At 33.5% G+C, this 21581-nt stretch carries 11 protein-coding genes; 7 read left to right on the top strand and 4 right to left on the bottom strand.

The window, feature by feature from the left end; genetic code table 11:
• The first annotated feature begins 8 nt into the window (after positions 1–8).
• The 7 genes from FF125_RS00335 (at position 9) to FF125_RS00305 (ending at position 14349) form a co-directional block, all read left to right on the top strand.
• Complete coding sequence (locus tag FF125_RS00335; protein WP_138947914.1) at positions 9–2798, top strand: helix-turn-helix and ligand-binding sensor domain-containing protein; 2790 nt, start codon at positions 9–11, stop codon at positions 2796–2798.
• A 277-nt stretch (positions 2799–3075) separates the two neighbouring features.
• Entirely contained in the window at positions 3076–6084 is a 3009-nt protein-coding gene (locus tag FF125_RS00330; RefSeq protein ID WP_138947913.1) for a SusC/RagA family TonB-linked outer membrane protein, read from the top strand.
• Positions 6085–6088: 4 nt separating this feature from the next.
• Complete coding sequence (locus tag FF125_RS00325) at positions 6089–7552, top strand: RagB/SusD family nutrient uptake outer membrane protein (protein ID WP_138947912.1); 1464 nt, start codon at positions 6089–6091, stop codon at positions 7550–7552.
• Positions 7553–7563: 11 nt separating this feature from the next.
• Complete coding sequence (locus tag FF125_RS00320) at positions 7564–9630, top strand: hypothetical protein (protein WP_138947911.1); 2067 nt, start codon at positions 7564–7566, stop codon at positions 9628–9630.
• A 12-nt stretch (positions 9631–9642) separates the two neighbouring features.
• Positions 9643–11238: a glycoside hydrolase family 16 protein gene (locus FF125_RS00315; RefSeq protein ID WP_138947910.1), complete on the top strand. Its 1596-nt coding sequence runs from the start codon at positions 9643–9645 to the stop codon at positions 11236–11238.
• 61 nt (positions 11239–11299) lie between these two features.
• Positions 11300–13579, top strand: a complete 2280-nt coding sequence (gene bglX, locus FF125_RS00310) for a beta-glucosidase BglX (protein ID WP_138947909.1) — start codon at positions 11300–11302, stop codon at positions 13577–13579.
• Positions 13580–13581: 2 nt separating this feature from the next.
• Positions 13582–14349: a glycoside hydrolase family 16 protein gene (locus FF125_RS00305; RefSeq protein ID WP_138947908.1), complete on the top strand. Its 768-nt coding sequence runs from the start codon at positions 13582–13584 to the stop codon at positions 14347–14349.
• 187 nt (positions 14350–14536) lie between these two features.
• Here FF125_RS00305 and FF125_RS00300 read toward each other — a convergent pair whose 3' ends face one another.
• The 4 genes from FF125_RS00300 to FF125_RS00285 are packed head-to-tail and all read right to left on the bottom strand — an operon-like array spanning position 14537 to position 21559.
• Positions 14537–15832 (bottom strand): alpha-L-fucosidase, encoded by a 1296-nt coding sequence (locus FF125_RS00300; RefSeq protein WP_250629651.1) that lies wholly within the window; start codon positions 15830–15832, stop codon positions 14537–14539.
• A gap of 27 nt (positions 15833–15859) precedes the next feature.
• Positions 15860–18205 carry a GH92 family glycosyl hydrolase gene (locus FF125_RS00295; RefSeq protein WP_138947907.1) on the bottom strand — a complete coding sequence of 782 codons (2346 nt, stop codon included), beginning with the start codon at positions 18203–18205 and terminating at the stop codon, positions 15860–15862.
• Between the two features lie 30 nt (positions 18206–18235).
• Positions 18236–19705 (bottom strand): sulfatase family protein, encoded by a 1470-nt coding sequence (locus FF125_RS00290; protein WP_250629650.1) that lies wholly within the window; start codon positions 19703–19705, stop codon positions 18236–18238.
• A gap of 3 nt (positions 19706–19708) precedes the next feature.
• Positions 19709–21559, bottom strand: a complete 1851-nt coding sequence (locus tag FF125_RS00285) for a beta-N-acetylhexosaminidase (protein ID WP_138947905.1) — start codon at positions 21557–21559, stop codon at positions 19709–19711.
• Positions 21560–21581 lie beyond the last annotated feature (22 nt).

Below are 21581 nucleotides of genomic sequence, written 5' to 3'. Positions count from 1 at the left end.
TCGATTCTATGATTAGACCGATAGTAATTATACTCTTTTTATTTTTTACCCAAGAGCTTTTCTCACAAGAAATATCGCCTCTTAAATCTTTTTTGCCCAATAATTATATAGCAGATAATCAAAACTGGTCTATTTCTCAAGATGAATCAGGGATAATTTATATTGCAAATAGTGCTGGTTTATTGGTATATAATGGTGCCTCATGGAAGTTATATAATACTCCTAATGCTTCGGCTATGCGTTCAGTAAAAGTAATAGATAACCGAATATATGTAGGTTCGTATATGGAGTTTGGTTATTATGAAAAAAATGAATTTGGAGAACTTGAATTTACAAAACTAAGTGATGCAATTCAAAATGATATATTGGAAGATGAGGTGTTTTGGCAGATTGAGCATTATAAAGATTGGATATTGTTTAGAACAAAAAAGCGAATTTATTTTTACAATCTAAAAAGCAAAAAGTATAAATTTCATACAGTTAACACGACACTAAACAGCTTATCTGTTTTTGATAATCAAGTCTATTTTCATGTATCCAAAGAGGGTATTTATACATTACAAGAAGGCGTAGAAAAATTAGTTGTTGTTGATACATTGGTTAAGAATAATACGGTAATTAATCTATTCAATTATTCAAATGCCTTAATATTAGTAACCAATAATGGTATTTTTAGAATGGTTAAAAATGCTATTGAACCGATTAATATAACGCTGAATACTGTTTTTAAAAACACAACAATCTACACTGCCATTCAATTGAATGATGGTAGTATAGCTCTTGGAACTGTTTCTAATGGCTTAATGATTGTAGACTCTGAAGGCAACATTAAAGATCATATAAAACAAGAAAATGGATTAACCAATAACACAGTACTTTCGCTTTTTCAGGACAAAAACAATACGGTTTGGTTAGGTACAGATTACGGAATTAATTATGTAAACATTGATGCTTCCTTAAAAATTTTTTATGACCGTAAAGGTCAAATTGGTACCGTATATGATGCTATTAAACATAACGAATACATTTATTTAGGAAGTAATCAGGGGTTGTTCTATAAACGCTATAAAAGTGCAGATGAGTTCAAAATTATACCTAATACATCTGGGCAAGTTTGGACATTGTTTGAATATGATGGTATCCTGTTTTGTGGTCACAATTCAGGAACTTTTATAATAAAAGAAAAGAAAGCAATAAAAATTGCAGATATACTTGGAAGTTGGCTTTTTAGAGAGGTGCCAAATCATCCAGAATTATTATTTCAGGGCAATTACGATGGAATTCATGTCCTAAAACGAGTTGATGATAATTGGGTATTTCAACATAAAATTAAAGGGTTTGATTTTTCGAGCCAATTCTTCGAATTTTCAAATGATAAGATTATATTGAATCATGAATATAAGGGGGTGTTTGAACTTAAGTTCAACTCAGATTTTACTGAGTTCACCAACGTTAAAAAGATAGAACATTTTCTGTCCTATCAAAGTTCAGGTCTAAACAAATATAAAGGTCAAATTTATTACGCGAGTAAAGAAGGGTTTTTCAAGTACAACACTGAGACCTTGAAATTTAATAGAAATGATTCTGTTTCAAGTTATATTGGTGATGATTTCGTTTCTGGCAGAATGAGTATTACAGACGATGGTATTTGGATGTTCGGTAAAGATGAATTGATAAACTTAAAACAAGGTCAACTCAGTAATCATTTGGAGTTAAGAAAAGTGCCATTTCCAACTACGCTTTTCTCATCAATGAAAGGGTTTCAAAAATTAACTAAAATTGAAGATAATAATTATTTAATAGGATCATCCAATGGCTTTACCCTAATGGATGTTAATCATGAAAACCGTAAGGAATTTAAAATCGAAATCAACGGCATCAATAATTATAGTAGGCAAAATAACTTTTTAAAAAAGCTTTCCATTTCCGACAATCAAGAGTTTAAATACAATTCTAATGGTTTTGAGATTAGTTATGCTGCAATCTATTATAATGCTATGTCTCCTGTTCTTTATCAAACCCGCTTGCTGGGTCAGGGAACTCATTGGTCAGATTGGTCAACGAATTATAAAACCACCTATCAAAATTTACCTAACGGAAATTACACTTTTGAAGTAAGAGCTAAAGTTGGCGAAATACAATCAAATAATGTCGCCCAATTTATTTTTAAAATCAATAAGCCTTGGTATCGATCAGTACTAGCCTATATTTCATATTTTACTATATTATTGCTTATCGGATATGTTGTTCATGTTAATTATAAAAAATATTATAAAAAGCAAAGACAGCATTTATTAGAACGTAATAAACGTGTTTTGGCATTAAAAGAATTAAAGGCAAAAGAGCAATTTATGAATATAGAAAAAGAGCAATTGCAAAAAGATATTGACCATAAAAATAGAGAGCTAGCAATTTCTACAATGAGTATTATAAAAAAGAATGAAATATTAAATAGTATAAAAAAGGAGTTAATCACTGATAACTCTAATAATGCCAACAAAAAAGTGATAAAAATTATTGATAGTAATATTAATAACAATAAAGATTGGGAGTTTTTAGAAAAGGCCTTTAATAACGCCGATAAAGATTTCCTAAAGAAGATTAAAAATATTCATCCAAATTTAACACCAAATGACCTTAGGTTTTGTGCCTATTTAAGACTTAATTTATCATCAAAAGAAATAGCTCCATTACTTAATATTTCAGTAAGAAGTGTTGAGATAAAAAGATATCGATTACGTAAAAAAATGAATCTTCCACATGAAAAAGGTCTTATAAACTACATTTTAGAAGTTTAAAAGCTACAACATTTCATAAATTAACCTCAACATTACCTCAACATATAGCTGTTTTGGTGATTTTAAGACCATTTTTTAAATTTTTTATTTACATCTAATAGTTACCCTTCAAATACATCCTTCACCACCATTCATCACTGTAAAGTGTCTTAAATTACCCCTATTATTTGCTATATTGATATACGCCCATCTATAATGCCGTATATTTTTTGTTGAGGTGCTTTTTCTACATTGCATTATGTTATGACGTAATTTTAAAATATCAAATAATATATATATGAAATCAAATTTATCATTAATCATTTTTATATGTTTCTCTGTCGCCGTCTTTGGACAGGATTTGGAAATAAAAGGATCAGTATTTGAGGCAGCTACCAATTCACCGTTACCTGGTGTAAATGTAATTGTAAAGAATACTAACACCGGAGTTACAACCGATTTCGATGGAAATTTTACTATTACTAACAGAAAGGTTGGTGAAATCTTAGTTTTCTCATTTATTGGATTTATCGAACAAGAAGTAACTATAACTGGAACCAACTTTTTAACAATTCAACTTCAAGAAGATGCACAGTCATTAGATGAGGTTGTCGTGGTGGGTTATGGAACACAGCGTAAAAAAGAAGTTACAGGTGCGGTTTCAGTCGTAAGTGCCGCAACTATAGAAAATTTAAAACCTACACGTGTAGAACAAGCATTGCAAGGTCAAGTGCCTGGTGTTAATATTACAACACAATCTGGTTCCCCTGGTAGTGGTGCTAATATTAGTATTAGGGGTATTTCTACCAATGGAGATAGCAGACCTCTTATTTTAGTTGACGGAAACGTAATTGAAGACCTCAGTACTATAAACCCTGGAGATATACAAAGCATCAATGTATTAAAAGATGCTACCGCAGGTATTTATGGGGTTAGAGCCGCAAATGGTGTTATTTTGATAACTACTAAAACTGGTAGAAGGAGTATGTCACCAAAATTGGAATTCTCTTCTTATCTTGGTTTTCAAGAAACAACAAGAAAGATTCCTGTTTTAAATGCAACTGAGTATGCAATCATTAATAATGAAGCTTTTGCTGCTGGTGGAATGACACCTAGGTTTACAGATATTTCAAAATTAGGGTCAGGTACTAATTGGCAGGATGAAGTTTTTGAAACTGCTCCAATTTCTAATTACAGTATCAGCTTAAATGGAGGTGGTGAAAATTCATCTTATAGTTATGGAGCCAATTATTTAACTCAGGATGGTATTGTAGGAGGCGATAAGTCAAACTTCAATCGTTTTTCTACCCGTTTTAATTATAATTTAGATTTTTTAAAGAATTTTAAATTTAATTTTTCTACCATTTACACAGATGCTAATAAAAATAAATTGTCTGAAAATGCATTAGGTTCAATTTTATTTAATGCCTTAAACATGGACCCTACGTTAACTGTATATGATGCAAATGGTGAATATACCTTAGCAGAAGGCCTTGGAAACGAAGTTATAAACCCTCTTGCACAAATTGAAAACACATACGATAGAGACGAAACTGATAAAATCAGTTTTGTTGCTGGGCTAAATTATAATTTTTTTAAAAATTTCACTGTAGAAACCCGCTATCAATTCAATCACGCTTTAGTAAATACTGAAATTTTTTCTCCTGAGGCATTCTATGGTTCTGGTAAAGTATTTAATAAAGATAGAAGTGAATTCCAAAAAATAAGAAATACATATACTGACTATACTTGGGATAGTTTCATTACTTATGAAAATACAATTGCTGAAAATCATAATGTAAAGGCATTGTTGGGTATGTCTGTTTTTAAAACCACAGGTACTTTCTCCAATTTTAAAGGTTTTGATATACCTGATAATTCTTTTGAAAACGCTAGCCTGGAAAATGTTACAGATGTAGAAGATCTTCTATTTGAGAAGCCTAGAAAGTTTGATCAAAGGTTATTATCTTATTTTACAAGAGTTCAGTACGACTATAAAGGTCGAATCTTATTCTCTGGTGTTCTAAGACGTGATGGTTCAACGAGGTTTGCACCTAATAATAGATTTGGTTATTTTCCATCTGCATCTATAGGTGGTATACTAATTGACAATGGTAATACTGTAAATTTCTTAAAACTTAGAGCTAGTTACGGTATAATCGGTAACGATAGAATTGGCGACTTTAGATATGTTTCATTATTAGATGGAGAAGGAGTTTATGTGTTTAATGAAACAAGAGCATTCGGGGCTGCCGCCAGTGCATTATCAAACCCTGAAATTAAATGGGAAAAACAAAAAACATTAGATATTGGTGTTGATGCCAAATTTGCAAACAATAAAATTGATATTACGTTAGATTATTTTAAAAGAGAAACAGAAGATTTACTATTAGTACCCTCTGTTTCTGGAATATTAGGAGTTTATGCTCCTGGTGCTTCTGCTCCAACAATTAATGCTGGAACAGTAGAAAATAAAGGAATTGAATTTTCTATAGCCTATAAAGATAAGCTTTCAGAAAACTTTGATTTTAACATAAGCTACAACTTTACAACACTTAACAATGAAGTTTTAGCCGTTAGTAGTAACACAGACTTTTTAACTGGCGGACAATTTGGCGTAGGTCAAGAGCCCCCTTCAAGAATGGAAGTTGGTTTTCCTATAGGTTATTTTTATGGACTTCAAACCAATGGTGTTTTTCAAAATCAAGCAGAGGTCGATGCACATGCCACTCAAGCAAATGCATCTCCGGGCGATTTAAAATATCTAGATATAAATGGTGATGGAGCTATAGATTCAGATGACAGAACGAATTTAGGAGATCCGATACCAGATGTTACTATGGGATTAAATATTGGGTTCAATTACAAGAATTTTGACTTTGGTGCGTACGCATACGCTTCGGTGGGTAATGATATTGTTCGTAATTATGAAAGACAGCAGAACCAAACCAACAGAGGAATCCAATTTTTAAATAGATGGACTGGTGAGGGTAGTACAAATACTTTTCATAGGGTAACAAATGGTGCAAACTCTAATAGTCTATTCTCAGATTTTTATGTAGAAGATGGCTCATATATTAGAATTCAAAATGTACAATTGGGTTATACCTTCGGAGAGAAATTTAAAGAAGCCACTGGCATAGACAACGTTAGAATTTATGCTTCAGTAAATAACTTATACACATTTACAGAGTATCGTGGTTTTGACCCTTCTTCATCATCAGGAGACCCAATTGGAGGCGGTATTGACTTTGGATTTTATCCTGTTCCTAGAACTTATTTGTTTGGTATAAATATTAAATTTTAAGATTATGAAAATCAAAAAAGAAATAATAAACTATATAAGCATTATTGTATTGATGCTTGTGTCACTTTCGTGTAGTGATAGTTTTGTTGATGTTAAACCAGAAAGCGAAAATTCTGAGAACTTTTTTAATTCAAGTGAAGATTATGAGCGTGCATTACTTGCCGCTTATGACCCCTTGCAATCAACATATCTAAATGTAATGTTAGGAGAAATAGCTTCTGATAATACACTTGCGGGTGGTGAAAGTGCAACTGATGTACCAGGTATTCAAGAAATAGATGATATGATCCATACACCAGTGAATGCCCAACTTAGAGATATTTGGGGTTGGATGTACGGAGGAGTCAATAGAGCAAATTTTATAATGGAATTTCAAGATAATCTTGATTTTTCCGGTAAAACTGAAGTTCTAGCACAAACTCGATTTTTAAGAGCCTATTATTATTTTGAATTGGTAAAATGGTTTGGTGATGTACCCTTAGCAGTTGATAAAAGAATATTATTTGGAGAAGAAACGAGTCTTGATAGAACACCAAAAGCTCAAGTTTATATCCAGATAGAATCAGATTTACAATTTGCAGCTGATAATTTACCTGTTACACAAACACAGGCTGGTAGAGTTACTAAAGGAGCTGCTCAAGCCCTTTTGGGTAAAGTATATTTGTTTCAAGATAAATTTTCTGAAGCTGCTACAATTTTAGAACAAGTAATTGCTGGACCATATGATTTAGTTGGTGATTATAGTACGCTATTCGAAAATGATAATGAAAATAATATTGAATCCGTTTTCGAAATTCAATACACAGATGAAGAAGGTGCTGGGTTTGGCTGTTTACAGTGTAGTGAAGGTAATGTAGCTGTTGGCTTCAACGGGATACGTAATTATGATGGTCCTATATTTGAGTCGGGCTTTAGCTTTAACGTTCCTACACAAGAAGTTTTTGACGAATTTGAAGATGGTGATGGAAGATTAGAAACGGCCATTTTAGATATAAATGCTTGGTCAGATTCCAATGGATCAACTTTTGTTACTGGGTTTGAACATACAGGATATTATAATAGAAAATATATTTCTCGTCAAGGTGATGCCAATACTGGAGATCAAAATCTGACCAACCCAAATAATTATAGAGCAATTCGTTTTGCTGACGTGCTCCTTATGTCGGCCGAAGCCTATGCTCGTGGTGGATTAGGAGATGGTACGGCTAGAGAATATTTAAATAGAGTGAGAACACGTGCAGGTTTAGCTGATGTAACCATTAGCGGAACCAATTTAATAGATGCTATTTATCATGAACGTAGAGTGGAATTGGTTGGTGAAGGACATCATTTCTTTGACTTGGTTAGAACGGGCAGAGCTTTACAAGAAATTGATGGATTTGTTGCTGGTAAGCATGAAATTTTTCCAATACCATCTATAGAAATTGAATTGGCCGGTAATATCTGGTCTCAAAACCCAGGATATTAATACTAGAACTTATGCAAAAAATAAAATATACAATCGGTTTATTAATTTTCTTTGTTTCTTTTACGGGATGTGAAGAAGAAGATAACTTCAACTATTTAGACGAAGTAACTGCTCCAACTAATGTTTCAGCAGTATATGATATTACCCAAGATAATACGGGCACAGTAACTATTACACCTAATGGTGATGGGGCCACTACGTATAATATCTATTTAGGAGACAGTACAACTCAACCTATACTTGTTAAACAAGGAAGTAGTACAACCCACATTTACCCCGAAGGTTCTTTTACTATAAAAATAGAAGCTATAGGTATTACTGGTTTAAAAACGGAAGCTTCTCAAGATTTAGTTGTTTCATTTAAAGCTCCTGAAAATCTAGAAGTACTCATTGAAAATGATCCAGCTATTTCTAAACAGTTAAATGTTACAGCCACAGCAGATTTCGCTACTATGTTTGATGTTTATTTTGGTGAAGAAGGTAATGACGATCCCGTAACAGCTAATATTGGTGAAATGGCTTCTTTCGTATATCAAGAGCCAGGTACTTATACAATTAAAGTTGTTGCAAAGGGTGCTGCTATCGAAACTACTGAGATTACACAAGAATTTGTAGTTACTGCGATTTTACAACCATTAGTTGCGGCACCTACCCCAACTAAATCACCAGAAGATGTTATTTCTATATATAGTGATACTTATGATAATCCAGATCCTATTAATTATTATCCAGATTGGGGACAATCAACATCATTTACTCAAATTAATGTTGATGGTGATAATATGATTCAATATGGTGGATTAACCTATCAAGGTATTGATTTTTCTTCAGTTCCTTTGGATGCTTCTGCTATGGAGTACCTTCATATAGATGTTTGGACTGCCGATAGTGATTTTATCGCAAAATTATCTCCAATAAGTACAGGACCAAATGAAACAGCTTATGATCTGAACTTGATTGCAGATCAATGGACTTCATTTGATATTCCATTAGCATTCTTTACAGATCAGAATCCCCTTGTAGATTTAAGTGAAATTATTCAATTTAAATTTGATGGTATACCCTCTGGAGGTGGTACAATTTTTGTAGACAACCTTTACTTTTATAAACAACCAGTTGTAGCAACTGCACCAGATGTGGTAGCTCCAGATCCAACCTTTAATGCCAGTGATGTTACCTCTATCTTTAGCGATTCTTACACTAGCATTGGTATTAGTGAATTAAACCCCGATTGGGGCCAAACTACGACCATAGCCACTGTTAATGTGGGTGGAAATGATATTTGGTTATATGAATCTTTGAATTATACAGGTATTGTTACTGACTATGGAAATCCAACCAATTTATCAGGTCGTGATTTTGTTCATTTTGATTATTTTACACCTGATGCTGAAAAATTAGGATTGAAATTAGTAAATACTGTCACTGGTACTGAAGATATAGAATTTGTTGAAACTGTTGTAAAAGGTACTTGGGTAAGTGTAACCATTCCTCTTGAAAATTATGCATTTGACAGATCAGCTGTAACACAAATTCTATTTGATACTGACGGAGGAAGTGCAAAAGTATATATTGATAATTTATATTTTTATTCTGAACCAGATAGTACACAACCAACCGTAGAAGCTCCAACACCCAACATTGGTTCTAGTGATGTAATTTCTGTATTCAGTGATTCATATACGAGTGTTGGTATAAGTGAGTTAAACCCAGATTGGGGTCAATCAACGACACTAACAGATGTTAATATCGGCGGAAATATTATTTGGAAATATGAATCATTGAATTACACAGGTATTGTGACAGATTATGGTAATCCAACAGATTTATCTTCAATGTCTTATGTACATTTTGATTATTTCACTCCTGACGCTACTACACTTGGATTAAAATTAGTAAATACGGTAATTAGTTCAGAAGATATAAAATTTGTTACTGTTAAAACAGGAACTTGGGTAAGCGTAACTATTCCTCTTGAAAATTTTGCAGTTGATAGATCTGCAATTACACAATTGCTTTTTGATACTAGTGGTGCAAGTGCAACTGTATTTATTGATAACTTATATTTTCATAATTAAAAAAATAAAAAAATGAAGACATTTAAATATTTTATAACAGGTCTTTTAGGCTTATTATTAGTAACTAGTTGTCAAGATGACACCGCTGATGTAGGTGATATTACTGCTCCTTCAAATGTTGTGATAACCACAGAGATTGTTGGTACAGATGCCAATAATCCAAACGGAGATGGTAGCGGAACAGTTAATTTCAAAGTGAATGCTGACAATGCTTTAGCTTACCATTTTGTCTATAATGGAGAAACAACTCTCGCTCCACAAGGAGAAATGACTTATGATTTTGCCATAACAGGTCTACAAACGTATACCGTAACCGTAATTGCATATGGAACTGGTGGAAATTCAACGAGTAAAACGGTACAATTAGAAGTACTTGCTTTATACGAAGCTCCAGCCGATTTATTAGATATGTTGGTTGGTAATACTTCCAAAACTTGGAGAATAAAATCTGAAAGTGCACATTTTGGTTTGGGACCTGTTGGAGGTGGTGTATTTGCTGAATGGTTTTCGGCAGGAGCTGAAACTAAAGCTGGCACTGGTATGTATGACGATAGATATGTTTTTAATGCAGATGGAACTTTTACACACATTACTAACGGGACTGTTTTTGGACGAGAAAATCTTATAAATGAAATAGGAGGACCTGGAGATGGAACTGCTGATGGTGCTGATATCTTGAATTACTCCTATGGTGATTATACAGAAGGATGGTCATTAAATGCACCAGGAGGTATAGAAACACTCAGCTTAACCGGTCTAGGTTTTATGGGCTATTACACCGGAGGAAATCATAAATACGAAATATTTGCTCGATCAGCTAGTGAAATGACTTTAAGAACTACTGATGGTAATGGAGAATTTGATTGGTGGTTTGTTTTAACATCTGATGATGGGTCAGAACCAACAGCATTTGTGTCTGAATTTAATAATTTATCATGGTCAGATGAATTTGATACAGATGGAGCTCCTGATTCTGCTAAATGGGGGTATGATATTGGTGCTGGTGGCTGGGGTAATAATGAAGTACAAACCTATACCAACGAATCTGCAAATGCAATTGTTGAGGGTGGTTTTCTTAAAATTAACGCCATAAAAGATGGAGATATGTATACCTCTGCAAGATTAAAATCACAAGGTCTGTATGATTTCACTTATGGTCGCGTAGATGTAAGAGCTAAATTACCTGCTTCTGCCGGTACTTGGCCTGCTATTTGGATGTTGGGTGCAAATTTTGAAACCATAGGTTGGCCCACAAGTGGAGAAATTGACATAATGGAGCAAACAGGTGGGGATAAAAATTCCATACTTGGCACATTTCACTGGTTAGATTCTGGAACAAATACCAATGCCTCTTATGGTGAAACTGCTACTGAAAATACTTCTACCACAGATTTTCATATCTATTCATTGGAATGGACTACCGATAAAGTGATTGTTTTAATTGACAATGTTCCTTATACTACATTAGCCAATAATGCCGATTTACCGTTCAATGCAGACTTCTTTTTAATTCTAAATATTGCTATGGGTGGTACCTTAGGTGGTGATATAGATGCTGCGTTTACACAAGATACAATGGAAATAGATTATGTTAGAGTTTATCAATAAATATTTAAGTTAGTTATAAAGGTCGTATGAAAAAAACATTCGGCCTTTTTTAAATTTTATTATGAAAAAAACAATTATCACACTCGCATTTTGTGTTGTACTATTTAGTTGCAACGAAAACAAAACGGAATTTAGCTCGAATGAAAATCTAATCGATCAAAAGATTGATTCATTATTGAAGATAATGACCTTAGAAGAAAAAGTAGGTCAAATGAATCAATATAATGGATTTTGGGACGTAACTGGTCCAAAACCTGATGGCGGTGACGCGGCAAAAAAATATGAACACCTTAAAAAAGGCTGGGTAGGTTCTATGTTAAATGTAACCGGTGTAAAAAATGTTAGAGCTGTTCAGAAAATTGCCGTTGAAGAATCTAGGTTAGGCATTCCTTTAATAATTGGGTTTGACGTTATTCACGGTTATAAAACATTAAGCCCTATTCCACTAGCTGAAGCAGCTAGTTGGGATTTAGAGGCTATACAAAAATCAGCGGAAATGGCTGCTGAAGAAGCTTCTGCAGCAGGTATAAATTGGACCTTTGCACCAATGATTGATATTTCTAGAGATGCACGCTGGGGGCGTGTGATGGAAGGTGCCGGTGAAGATCCTTTCTTAGGAAGTAAAATTGCTGAAGCTAGAGTAAATGGCTTTCAAGGAAAAGATTTAAACGCACATAATACCATTGCTGCCTGTGCAAAGCACTTTGCTGGCTATGGATTTTCTGAATCTGGTAGAGACTATAATACGGTTGACGTTGGCACATCAACACTATTTAACACTATTTTTCCACCCTTTAAAGCTGCATCTGAAGCGGGTGTTAGCACATTTATGAATTCATTTAATGAATTAAATGGAATTCCAGCAACAGGTAACACCTATTTACAACGCGATATTTTAAAAGAACAATGGAAATTTGATGGTTTTGTAGTTTCAGATTGGGGTTCAATTATAGAAATGAAAGCTCATGGATTTGCTAAAGATAAAAAGCATGCTACTGAATTAGCCGCTAATGCGGGTTCTGATATGGACATGGAATCTTATGCATATGTTGAAGAGTTAGCTAATTTAGTAAAAGAAGGTAAAGTTAAAGAAGAATTTATTGATGATTCAGTCAGGCGAATCTTAAAAGTGAAATATGAATTAGGATTATTTGATGATCCCTATAAATATTGTGATGAAGCAAGAGAGAAGGATGTTTTAGGAAGTGAGAAAATGCATAATGCTTCATTAGATATTGCTAAGAAATCAATTGTACTATTGAAAAATGAAGGTAACCTACTTCCATTGAGCAAAAAAGGGCAAAAAATAGCTCTAATTGGACCATTAGCTGCAGATAAAACGAGTCCACTTGGTAGTTGGCGTTTGGCTGCAGATGATAATACAGCCGTATCCGTATTGGAAGGTCTCGAAAAATATGATGGAAACAACTTAACCTATGCCAAAGGAACTGATTTGACTCTAGAACAGCCTGAATTTATAAAAGAATTAAAAATTAATACAACCGATAAAAGTGAATTTGGTAAAGCAATTACTGTTGCCAAAAATGCAGATGTTGTAATCATGGTATTAGGAGAACACGGTTTTCAAAGCGGTGAAGCTAGAAGTAGAGCAGTATTAGATTTACCAGGACTACAACAGGAATTACTAGAGGCCATTTTTAAAGTAAATAAAAATATTGTACTCGTATTAAATAATGGTAGACCGTTGACAATTAACTGGGCTGATAAAAACATTCCGGCCATAGTTGAAGCATGGCCTTTAGGAACCCAATCTGGTAATGCTATCGCACAAGTTCTTTATGGTGATTATAATCCAAGTGGAAAACTACCCATGAGTTTTCCTAGAAGTGTAGGGCAAATACCAATTTATTATAATTATAAGAATACCGGAAGACCTGTGTTAACTGATCCAGGAATAGTGTTTTGGTCACATTATTCAGACATAGAAAACACACCATTATATCCGTTTGGTCACGGTTTAAGTTATACTTCATTTGTATATGAAAATCTTAACATAACAGATACCTTTAAGACCAACGGAACTATTTCAGTTTCGGTTAAACTAACAAATACAGGAAAGACAAAAGGTAAAGAAGTAGTTCAACTATATATTCAGGATAAATTTGCTAGTATAACTAGACCTGTTAAAGAATTAAAAGGATTTCAAATGGTTGAATTAAATCCTAACAAAACCAAAGAACTCAAATTTTTATTAACTAAAAAAGAATTAGGTTTTTATAACAATACTGGTGATTTTATAATAGAGTCAGGTGATTTTAATGTTTATATAGGCGGAAGTTCAAATACTGTAGTTGATGCTCAGTTTAATTTAAACAACTAGGGATGTATAAATTGAACATTCACCTATTACTTCTTATTATTGTTTTCAGTTTCATTTCGTGTTCACAAGAAAAGGAACTTATTTGGGAAGAAAATTTTGAAGGAAAGACACTCAATGAAGAATTTTGGAACTTTGAATTAGGGAATGGTTGTCCTCAATTATGTGGCTGGGGAAACAATGAATTACAATTATATACCGAAAATAATCACCTTATAAAAGATGGTTACTTAGTTATAACAGCAAAAAAAGAAGATTCAATTTACACTTCAACAAGGATTACAACTAAGAAAAAAGTTGAAATTCAATATGGTAAAATTGAAATAAGAGCTAAACTTCCACTCGGTAAAGGACTCTGGCCAGCATTTTGGATGTTAGGTTCAAATATTGACAAAGCCAAATGGCCATTATGTGGTGAGATTGATATCTTAGAATATGTTGGTAAAGAGCCAGGTAAAATTTTCAACTCACTACACACCAAAAACAGTCATGGAAACACATTAAATACTAAAAAAACACATATTGAAAGAATTGAAAATGGTTTTCATGTTTACGCAATTGAATGGACTAAAGACTATATTAATTTTTTTGTGGATAATCAGTTACACTATAGCTTCTCACCAGAAAATAAAACGGAAGACATTTGGCCCTTTGACCAACCCTTTTATTTGCTAATTAATTTAGCCATTGGTGGTGGTTTCGGTGGTCCGGAGGTAGATGACACCATCTTTCCACAAGAGTTTATTATTGATTATATTAAAGTGTATAAATAAACTTGATAAACAAACAAAAGGGAGCATCACAGTTTTATTTTAGAAGGAAGACCAGTGCTTGGAAAATATGTAAAGAATAAATAACCCTTTCAACGTAAAAAAACCACCTTGATTAAGGTGGTTTTTTTATCTTTTGAAAACTTAAGCTTACCGATTTTATACGTTTTTAAAAAAAAATGGTTAGAAATTACTTTATTAAAAGTTTAACAATACCATCAATGTCATCTTCAACTTTACCTTGAACATAAAGAAACGTTCCTTCTTTCTGTTGCTTAAACTTCACTTTGGTTTTACCATCAAAAGTAGTTGCTGAACGAATTTTTTCGTTTAAATCTGGAATAAAAATATACGGTTCTGAAGTTGGGTTCAGTATATGAACATATAAAGTCTTATCTTTTTTAGTAATAGTTCCCCAATCTTGTGATTTAATAACACCACCTCTTGTACCATAAATACTTTCTCCATATTTAGAAGTCCATTCACCCATTTCCTTTAATGAATTAACAAATTCAGGTTGAATTTCGCCATTTGGCATTGGACCAACATTCAATAATAAATTACCATTTTTACCCGCTGCATTTACTAAAAAATGAATGAGTTGTTTTGTGGTTTTAAATTTTTTATCATTAATATCAAAACCCCAAGTTTTTGCCATTGTAGCACAAGATTCTAGTGGTAGTTGGCTTACTTCAACACCATGACTAAATCCACCTTTGTTTTCTCCTGGCAAGTCTCTTTCAAAAGTTTGAATATCTTCTCCTGGAATTGGTTGGATATGATGATTATTGGCTATTAGTGTATTAGGACTTAATTCATGAATTAACGAATAAATTTCATCATAATGCCAATTGTCTTTTTTTCTATTCCAATGTCCATCAAACCAAATGCAACCAATTTCTCCATAATTGGTCAATAATTCTGTTAATTGGGCTTTCATAAATTTGATATAACTATCCCAATCTACATCTTCTATTTTTTTTCCAAAACCGTAGTCTTCTCTACCCCAATCTAATAATGAATAATAGAAGTTTAACTGTATGCCTTCTTTTTTACATTCTTCTGCCAATTCTTTTAAGGGATCTCTACCAAACCGAGTAGCATCTATAATGTCATAATCTGTTGCTTTAGAATCAAACATACTGAAACCATCATGATGACGAGAGGTGATCGTAATGTACTTCATGCCTGCTGACTTCGCAATCTGAACCCATTCCTTTGCATTAAAATCTTGCGGGTTAAAAACTTTTGTTAATAACTCATACTTGTCTTTTTTAATTTTTTGTTGATACATTACCCATTCTCCATCTCCTAATACACTATAAACACCCCAATGGATAAACATACCGAATTTCATGTCCTGAAACTCTTTTCGAGCTTTTAAATTTTCGGCGGTGGGAACATACTCAGGCATTGGATAGGAATATTGCTGTGCACTCACAGTAAATACAACGATACTAAATAAGGTTAAAAAAATTTGTTTCATAATATATATTTTAGTTTTTGAGTTCTATTATTTATTTGTATTCATTAAGGGTTCTGGGCCCATTTCTAATTCTAAAACACCGCCTTGGGTAATCTCTTGGTGCGAAATCCAATAACGTTGTAATGGTTTGTCATTTAGCTTTATGGATTGTATGTAAATATTGTCTTTTGAATTATTATTTGCAATAATTGTAAACGTTTTCCCTTTATAATAATTAGCATCTAAATTTATTTCAATTTTATTAAACACAGGACTTGTAATCTGGTATTTATTATCACCTGGAGCAATTGGATGGATACCTATTGACGCCAATACATACCAAGCGGATAGTTGCCCTACATCTTCATTACCACATAATCCATAAGCATCTGTTCCATAGGCATCATTACATATTTGTCTTGTGATTTTTTGCGTTAAATAGGGTACACCCGCTTCATTCAACATAAAAGGAACATGGTGTACGGGTTCATTTGGGTGGTTGTAATAATTGTTCCAGAGAAAATCTTCTGGTGTTTTTTCAAAGAAAGAAATCAATTCATTTCTAAAAGCTTCTTCACCTCCCATTAATTTTTTCAAACCATCAATATCATGTGGTACAAACCATCCTTGTTGAAACGGATTACTTTCAATACAACCCTGACCGTGGACAGTTTTTCCTTTCCATTCTAACCATTTTCCGGTGCTGTCTTTGGCTCTAAACCAATTCACCTCATCATTCCAAATATTCTTATAATTTTTACTTTTCTTTAAATATTCTTCACCTATTTTATTTTTACCTAAAGACATGGCCATGGTACCCAATGCCCAATCAGAATAGGCATATTCCAAGGTTTTAGAAATGTGATTATGTGAATACCCCAATTCACCATTACCTGTATGATCAACTGTGTTTTTAGAAAATTCGAATGCTTTTTCTATATCATAATTTCTAATTCCCTTTTCATAAGCATCTACAATTACTGAAACTGCTGGGTTACCTAACATACAACCTGAATACGAATTCAACATTTCCCATCTTGGCAGATAGTTATTACCACTCAATTCTGCCATTTGTAATAGAGAATTAATCTCATCGTTTACTAATGTCGGATTTATAATTGTTTGCAAAGGAAATTGAGAACGAAATACATCCCAGCCACTAAAAATAGTTCGGTAGGTAAAATCTTTCGTTTGATGTACCTTTTTATCGGCACCAATATAATTACCATTAACATCTGAAAATGTACGAGGATCAATCATGGTATGATACAAAGACGTGTAAAAAATAGTTTTCTCATCGTCTGTACCTCCAGAAACGACTACATCTTTTATGGCATTATTCCAAAGGTTACGGGCTTCCTCTTTTGTTTTATCAAAATCCCAATGCTTAATATCATGTTCCAAATTTTCTTTCGCACCCTCTACACTCACAAAAGAGACGCCACTTTTCACCAACACTTCTTCACCTTCAGTCGTACTAAAATTAGTGAAAAAGCCAATATGCTTACCTTGTAATTCACGCTTACCTCTTATAATTTCAGCGTCTTTTATTGCTAATTGGTAATCGTCTTTTCTGATAAAACGCATTTTTCTTGGTACATCAGGTATTGCTGCATTCCAAAAACCATAGTCTTTTAAAGGTTTGCTAAATTGACAATAGAAATACACCATATAATCGGCATTACCAGCACCAGCACCCCAACCACCGCCTTCTGGTGGACATTTCATCCATCCTGAAATGGTATTCTCATTTTCTACTTTTATATATTGCTCCGTAGAAGTACCCCCGACTCTACGCGAAAGGTCAATCTGAACTCTTGAACTATCTTGTTTAGGGTATGTAAATCGAATAATTCCAGCTCTTGGTGCTGCAGTAAGCTCTGCTTTTACCTTATAATCATCTAATGTTACCGCATAATAGCCTGCTTTAGTTTCTTCACTATCATGGGTAAACCGAGAGCGATAACCACTTTCAGGAATATCAGACACACCTCTATTCGTTTGTAATTTGCCTGTTGTTGGAGTTACTAAAAAATTACCTAAATCTCCAAACCAGCCTACACCGCTCATATGCGTGAAACTGAAACCTTCAATTGTAGGGTGTTCATAAGAATAACCTGAGCCATTATCACCATCAGAAACCGTATCTGGGCTCAATTGAACCAATCCAAAAGGAGTAGCTGCTCCTGGAAATGTTTTGCCAAAACCGTGTGCGTCCTTAGTTTTTTTACCATAAGTTATGGCTCCAATGATGGGATTAATATAATCTACAGGCTGTTTTTCTGTTGCAACTGACTTTTCACTTGATGTTGAGGAAGAACAAGAAATAGTCACTAAAGAACTTAGTGCAATACCAATGATTAGTACTATTATTTTTGTTGTGCTTACACTCATATCTATTTATTCTAAACTTTTTTAATAAAACTATTTATCCGTTTTAAAAATATCAACCATCACGTCATTTTGTTGCAATTCACCTGATGTGCTTCTTCCGTTTTTTACAATTTTTTCTAACTTCGCTGTCATTTTCTTTACCAACTTTGGATGTTTTTTATAGACATTGGTAGTCTCTTCTTTATCCTTTTTCATGTTATACAATTGTATTTCCGGAAGGTTTTGTTTTCGTGCTTTAGGATCTCTTGGATCTGTCCATCCCCCAGAGCCTGGTGTCAATTCTAATTTCCATTTTTTATTTCGGATAGAAAATTTACCATTGATAGAATGGTGTACAACTAAATTATAATCAGTTTTAGCCTTTTTATTTTTGAGCATTGGTAAAATACTATAAGAATCGACGCCCTTATCTTTTGCAACCTTCAATCCAATAACTTCAGCACAAGTAGCCATTAAATTTGTTTGACAAATTAATTTATCATTTATAGAATTTGACTCAATTTTTCCTGGCCATCTTACTACAAATGGTATTCTATGACCACCTTCCCAAATATCAGATTTAGAACCACGAAAATCAGCACTTGGATAATGTCCAAATTCCTTTTCTAATTTTTTACCCTTTGCTACAGGATACGAACAACCATTATCACTTGTAAAAAAAACGATAGTATTATCTGCAATACCATTTTCTTCTAAAGCTTTTAAAACACGACCAACGGCATCATCCGTTTCCATAACAAAATCAACATAATCGCCCATTCCGCTTTTACCCTTCCATGCGTCTGATGGCACCACTGGACTGTGTGGAGAGTTCAATGCTAAATACATAAAAAATGGGGTTTCACTTTTGGAAGCTTTAGCAATATAATTTGTAGCATTATCGGTTAAAAACTGTAACATTTTAACTGGTAGCATATGATCTATAACCTTATCATCTTTAATTACCGTACTCATAGAGGCGGAATGATGGAAACCGACGTAAGAATCAAACCCGCGAGAGACAGGGCCGTTTGGTACATTTGCTCCAACAGGAGCATCTACTAATTTTTTACCTTCATATAAATTGTAAGGTTCTCCATCGTCATCTAAAAAACTAAAACCTAAATGCCATTTTCCTATGGCCGCGGTTGTGTAACCTTCTTTTCTTAGCATAGCAGGTACGGTCTCACGATTTTCGTCAATTAAAGGTTCAAATTCATCACCACCCCTTAAAACACCTTCTTGCAGTCGTGATCTCCAGGCATAACGCCCCGTTAAAATGGCATATCTTGAGGGTGTGCATACGGCAGATGCAGAGTGTGCATCAGTAAAAGACATCGACTCTTTTGCAAATGCATCTATTTTAGGAGTTAGAATTTTTCCTTTTTCTGGATTTAAAAACTGTACATCTCCATAGCCTAAATCATCGCAAATAATATATACAATATTGGGCTTTTCTTGTGCTGACAGAGAAGACAGCACCAACATTAATAAAACAGTTAATTTAAATTTTCTCATCATTTTTTATTTTAATCTAACTTCAGTAATTTCTCCCAATAAATCACCTTTATTATTAAACAAACCCGCTTTTAAAAGTGTTCTTGGTGTTGTTTTAAAATCACTTTCATATTTCGTAGCATTTATCGTTGGGTCTTTACCATCTGTAGTATAATAAATAGCATAACCAACAGTCTCTGTTTGTAAATACACAATAGCCTCGTTATGTAATTGATCAATAGCATACGACGGGTAAACACTATATATACTTTTAGCCACATTTATCTTTGCTCTTTCTAATCTTTTAAAATGCCACTTTTCTAATGCCGATTGAAAACGCGACCAATCTTTAACTTTTGGTTGACTCCATGAAACTTCTGCACTTGCCAAAGCACGCGGATATAGCATATACTCACAATGTTCTTCGGTTGGTGTAAACTCTCCCCATAAGCATGTTTCGTTTCCCAAAACTCTTTTGGCTTCTTCTGTGGTTAATTCTGATGGAATAGGTTCATGATTATACACTTTTGATAACGGTAATACCACATTTGGACCTTCAGGCTCCATAAATGAGGGGCCTTGCACTTGACTTATATAGGAATAGATATAAGATGTCATAATGGTTGGATAACCTTCTCTTGGTGCTTGTAATTGTGGTGAATGACGACCTCTACGCCAAGCCATAATTGTAGCACCTTTGGCACCTTTTCCACTCAAAATCTCATCCCAACCAATCATTATTTTCTTTTGAGCTGTAACTATTTTATTAACTTTCTGAATAAAATGACTTTGTAGTTCTTCTTCATCCTTCAAGTTATTTTCTGTCTTTACTTTTTGACAATATGGACATTTTTTCCAGTTTGTTTTATTACACTCATCGCCACCAATATGTAAATATTTTGATGGAAACAATTCGGCTACTTCCTTTATAACGTCTTCTAAAAATTCATAAGTTGTTTCCTTACCTGCACATAAAGCATTATCTGGTGCTTTACCGCCAACAGCAACTTCAAAATTGGCTTTGGCATCGTCATAGCAAAATAATTCAGGATAAGACGCTATTAACGCCTTGCTATGCCCCGGTACATCTATTTCAGGTATCACTTCAACATTTCTAGCTTTGGCATAAGCAATGACTTCTTTTATTTCTTCTTGCGTATAAAAACCACCTACCGTTTTAGGTTCTTCGAAGGTTGCAGGTTTACGAGACCACCATGATATACCTGTTCTATCACCTCTCCAAGCTCCCTTTTTGGTTAGGTTAGGGTATTTTTTTATTTCAATTCTCCAACCTTGGTCATCTACTAAATGCCAATGAAATTTATTTATTTTATAAGAAGAGAGTACATCTATTTGCTTCAAAATAAATGCTTTAGGTTGAAAGTGACGAGAAACATCTAACATTACTCCTCGCCAATTAAATCGAGGATTATCTTTTATAACTACATTTGGAATTTCAATCGATTTAGCTAATCCTAAGGGTATTGCTTGCCTTAACGTTTGAAAACCATTAAAAAAGCCTGCGTAATCTTTCGCTTTAATTATTATTTTCACATCAGAAATATCTAAAATATAGCCTTCACTCTTAACCGATGCCTCTTTTGTAATTTGAAATTGAATGTAGTTCGAATTAATTCTAGGGTGTTTTGATTCTGTTTTTAATATTAACCCTGTATCCTCTTCAAATTTTGCTACCAGATAAGGATTCAATTCTTTTTGAAATTTCTTAGGAAGAAAAATTTTAGTTGTATTCGTTAAGGTGAAATTACCTTGCTTCATTACAACAGATTCTGGTTGTGGAATAAAATTATTCTGTGCTTTTAAACCACTTGAATATGCAAGTACTACTAAAAAAACAAACAGTATTTTAATCTTCATATTTTCCTCTTTAGAATATAAT

The sequence above is a fragment of the Aureibaculum algae genome (genome assembly GCF_006065315.1).
Taxonomy (GTDB): Bacteria; Bacteroidota; Bacteroidia; order Flavobacteriales; family Flavobacteriaceae; genus Aureibaculum; species Aureibaculum algae.
This window is presented reverse-complemented; position numbering and strand designations above follow the sequence as displayed.

What these genes read in the sequence shown, in the direction of transcription:
- FF125_RS00335 (WP_138947914.1), top strand. Translation starts at nt 9, where the DNA reads ATGATTAGACCGATAGTAATTATACTCTTTTTATTTTTTACCCAAGAG.
- FF125_RS00330 (WP_138947913.1), top strand. Translation starts at nt 3,076, where the DNA reads ATGAAATCAAATTTATCATTAATCATTTTTATATGTTTCTCTGTCGCC.
- FF125_RS00325 (WP_138947912.1), top strand. Translation starts at nt 6,089, where the DNA reads ATGAAAATCAAAAAAGAAATAATAAACTATATAAGCATTATTGTATTG.
- FF125_RS00320 (WP_138947911.1), top strand. Translation starts at nt 7,564, where the DNA reads ATGCAAAAAATAAAATATACAATCGGTTTATTAATTTTCTTTGTTTCT.
- FF125_RS00315 (WP_138947910.1), top strand. Translation starts at nt 9,643, where the DNA reads ATGAAGACATTTAAATATTTTATAACAGGTCTTTTAGGCTTATTATTA.
- bglX (WP_138947909.1), top strand. Translation starts at nt 11,300, where the DNA reads ATGAAAAAAACAATTATCACACTCGCATTTTGTGTTGTACTATTTAGT.
- FF125_RS00305 (WP_138947908.1), top strand. Translation starts at nt 13,582, where the DNA reads ATGTATAAATTGAACATTCACCTATTACTTCTTATTATTGTTTTCAGT.
- FF125_RS00300 (WP_250629651.1), bottom strand. Translation starts at nt 15,832, where the DNA reads ATGAAACAAATTTTTTTAACCTTATTTAGTATCGTTGTATTTACTGTG.
- FF125_RS00295 (WP_138947907.1), bottom strand. Translation starts at nt 18,205, where the DNA reads ATGAGTGTAAGCACAACAAAAATAATAGTACTAATCATTGGTATTGCA.
- FF125_RS00290 (WP_250629650.1), bottom strand. Translation starts at nt 19,705, where the DNA reads ATGATGAGAAAATTTAAATTAACTGTTTTATTAATGTTGGTGCTGTCT.
- FF125_RS00285 (WP_138947905.1), bottom strand. Translation starts at nt 21,559, where the DNA reads ATGAAGATTAAAATACTGTTTGTTTTTTTAGTAGTACTTGCATATTCA.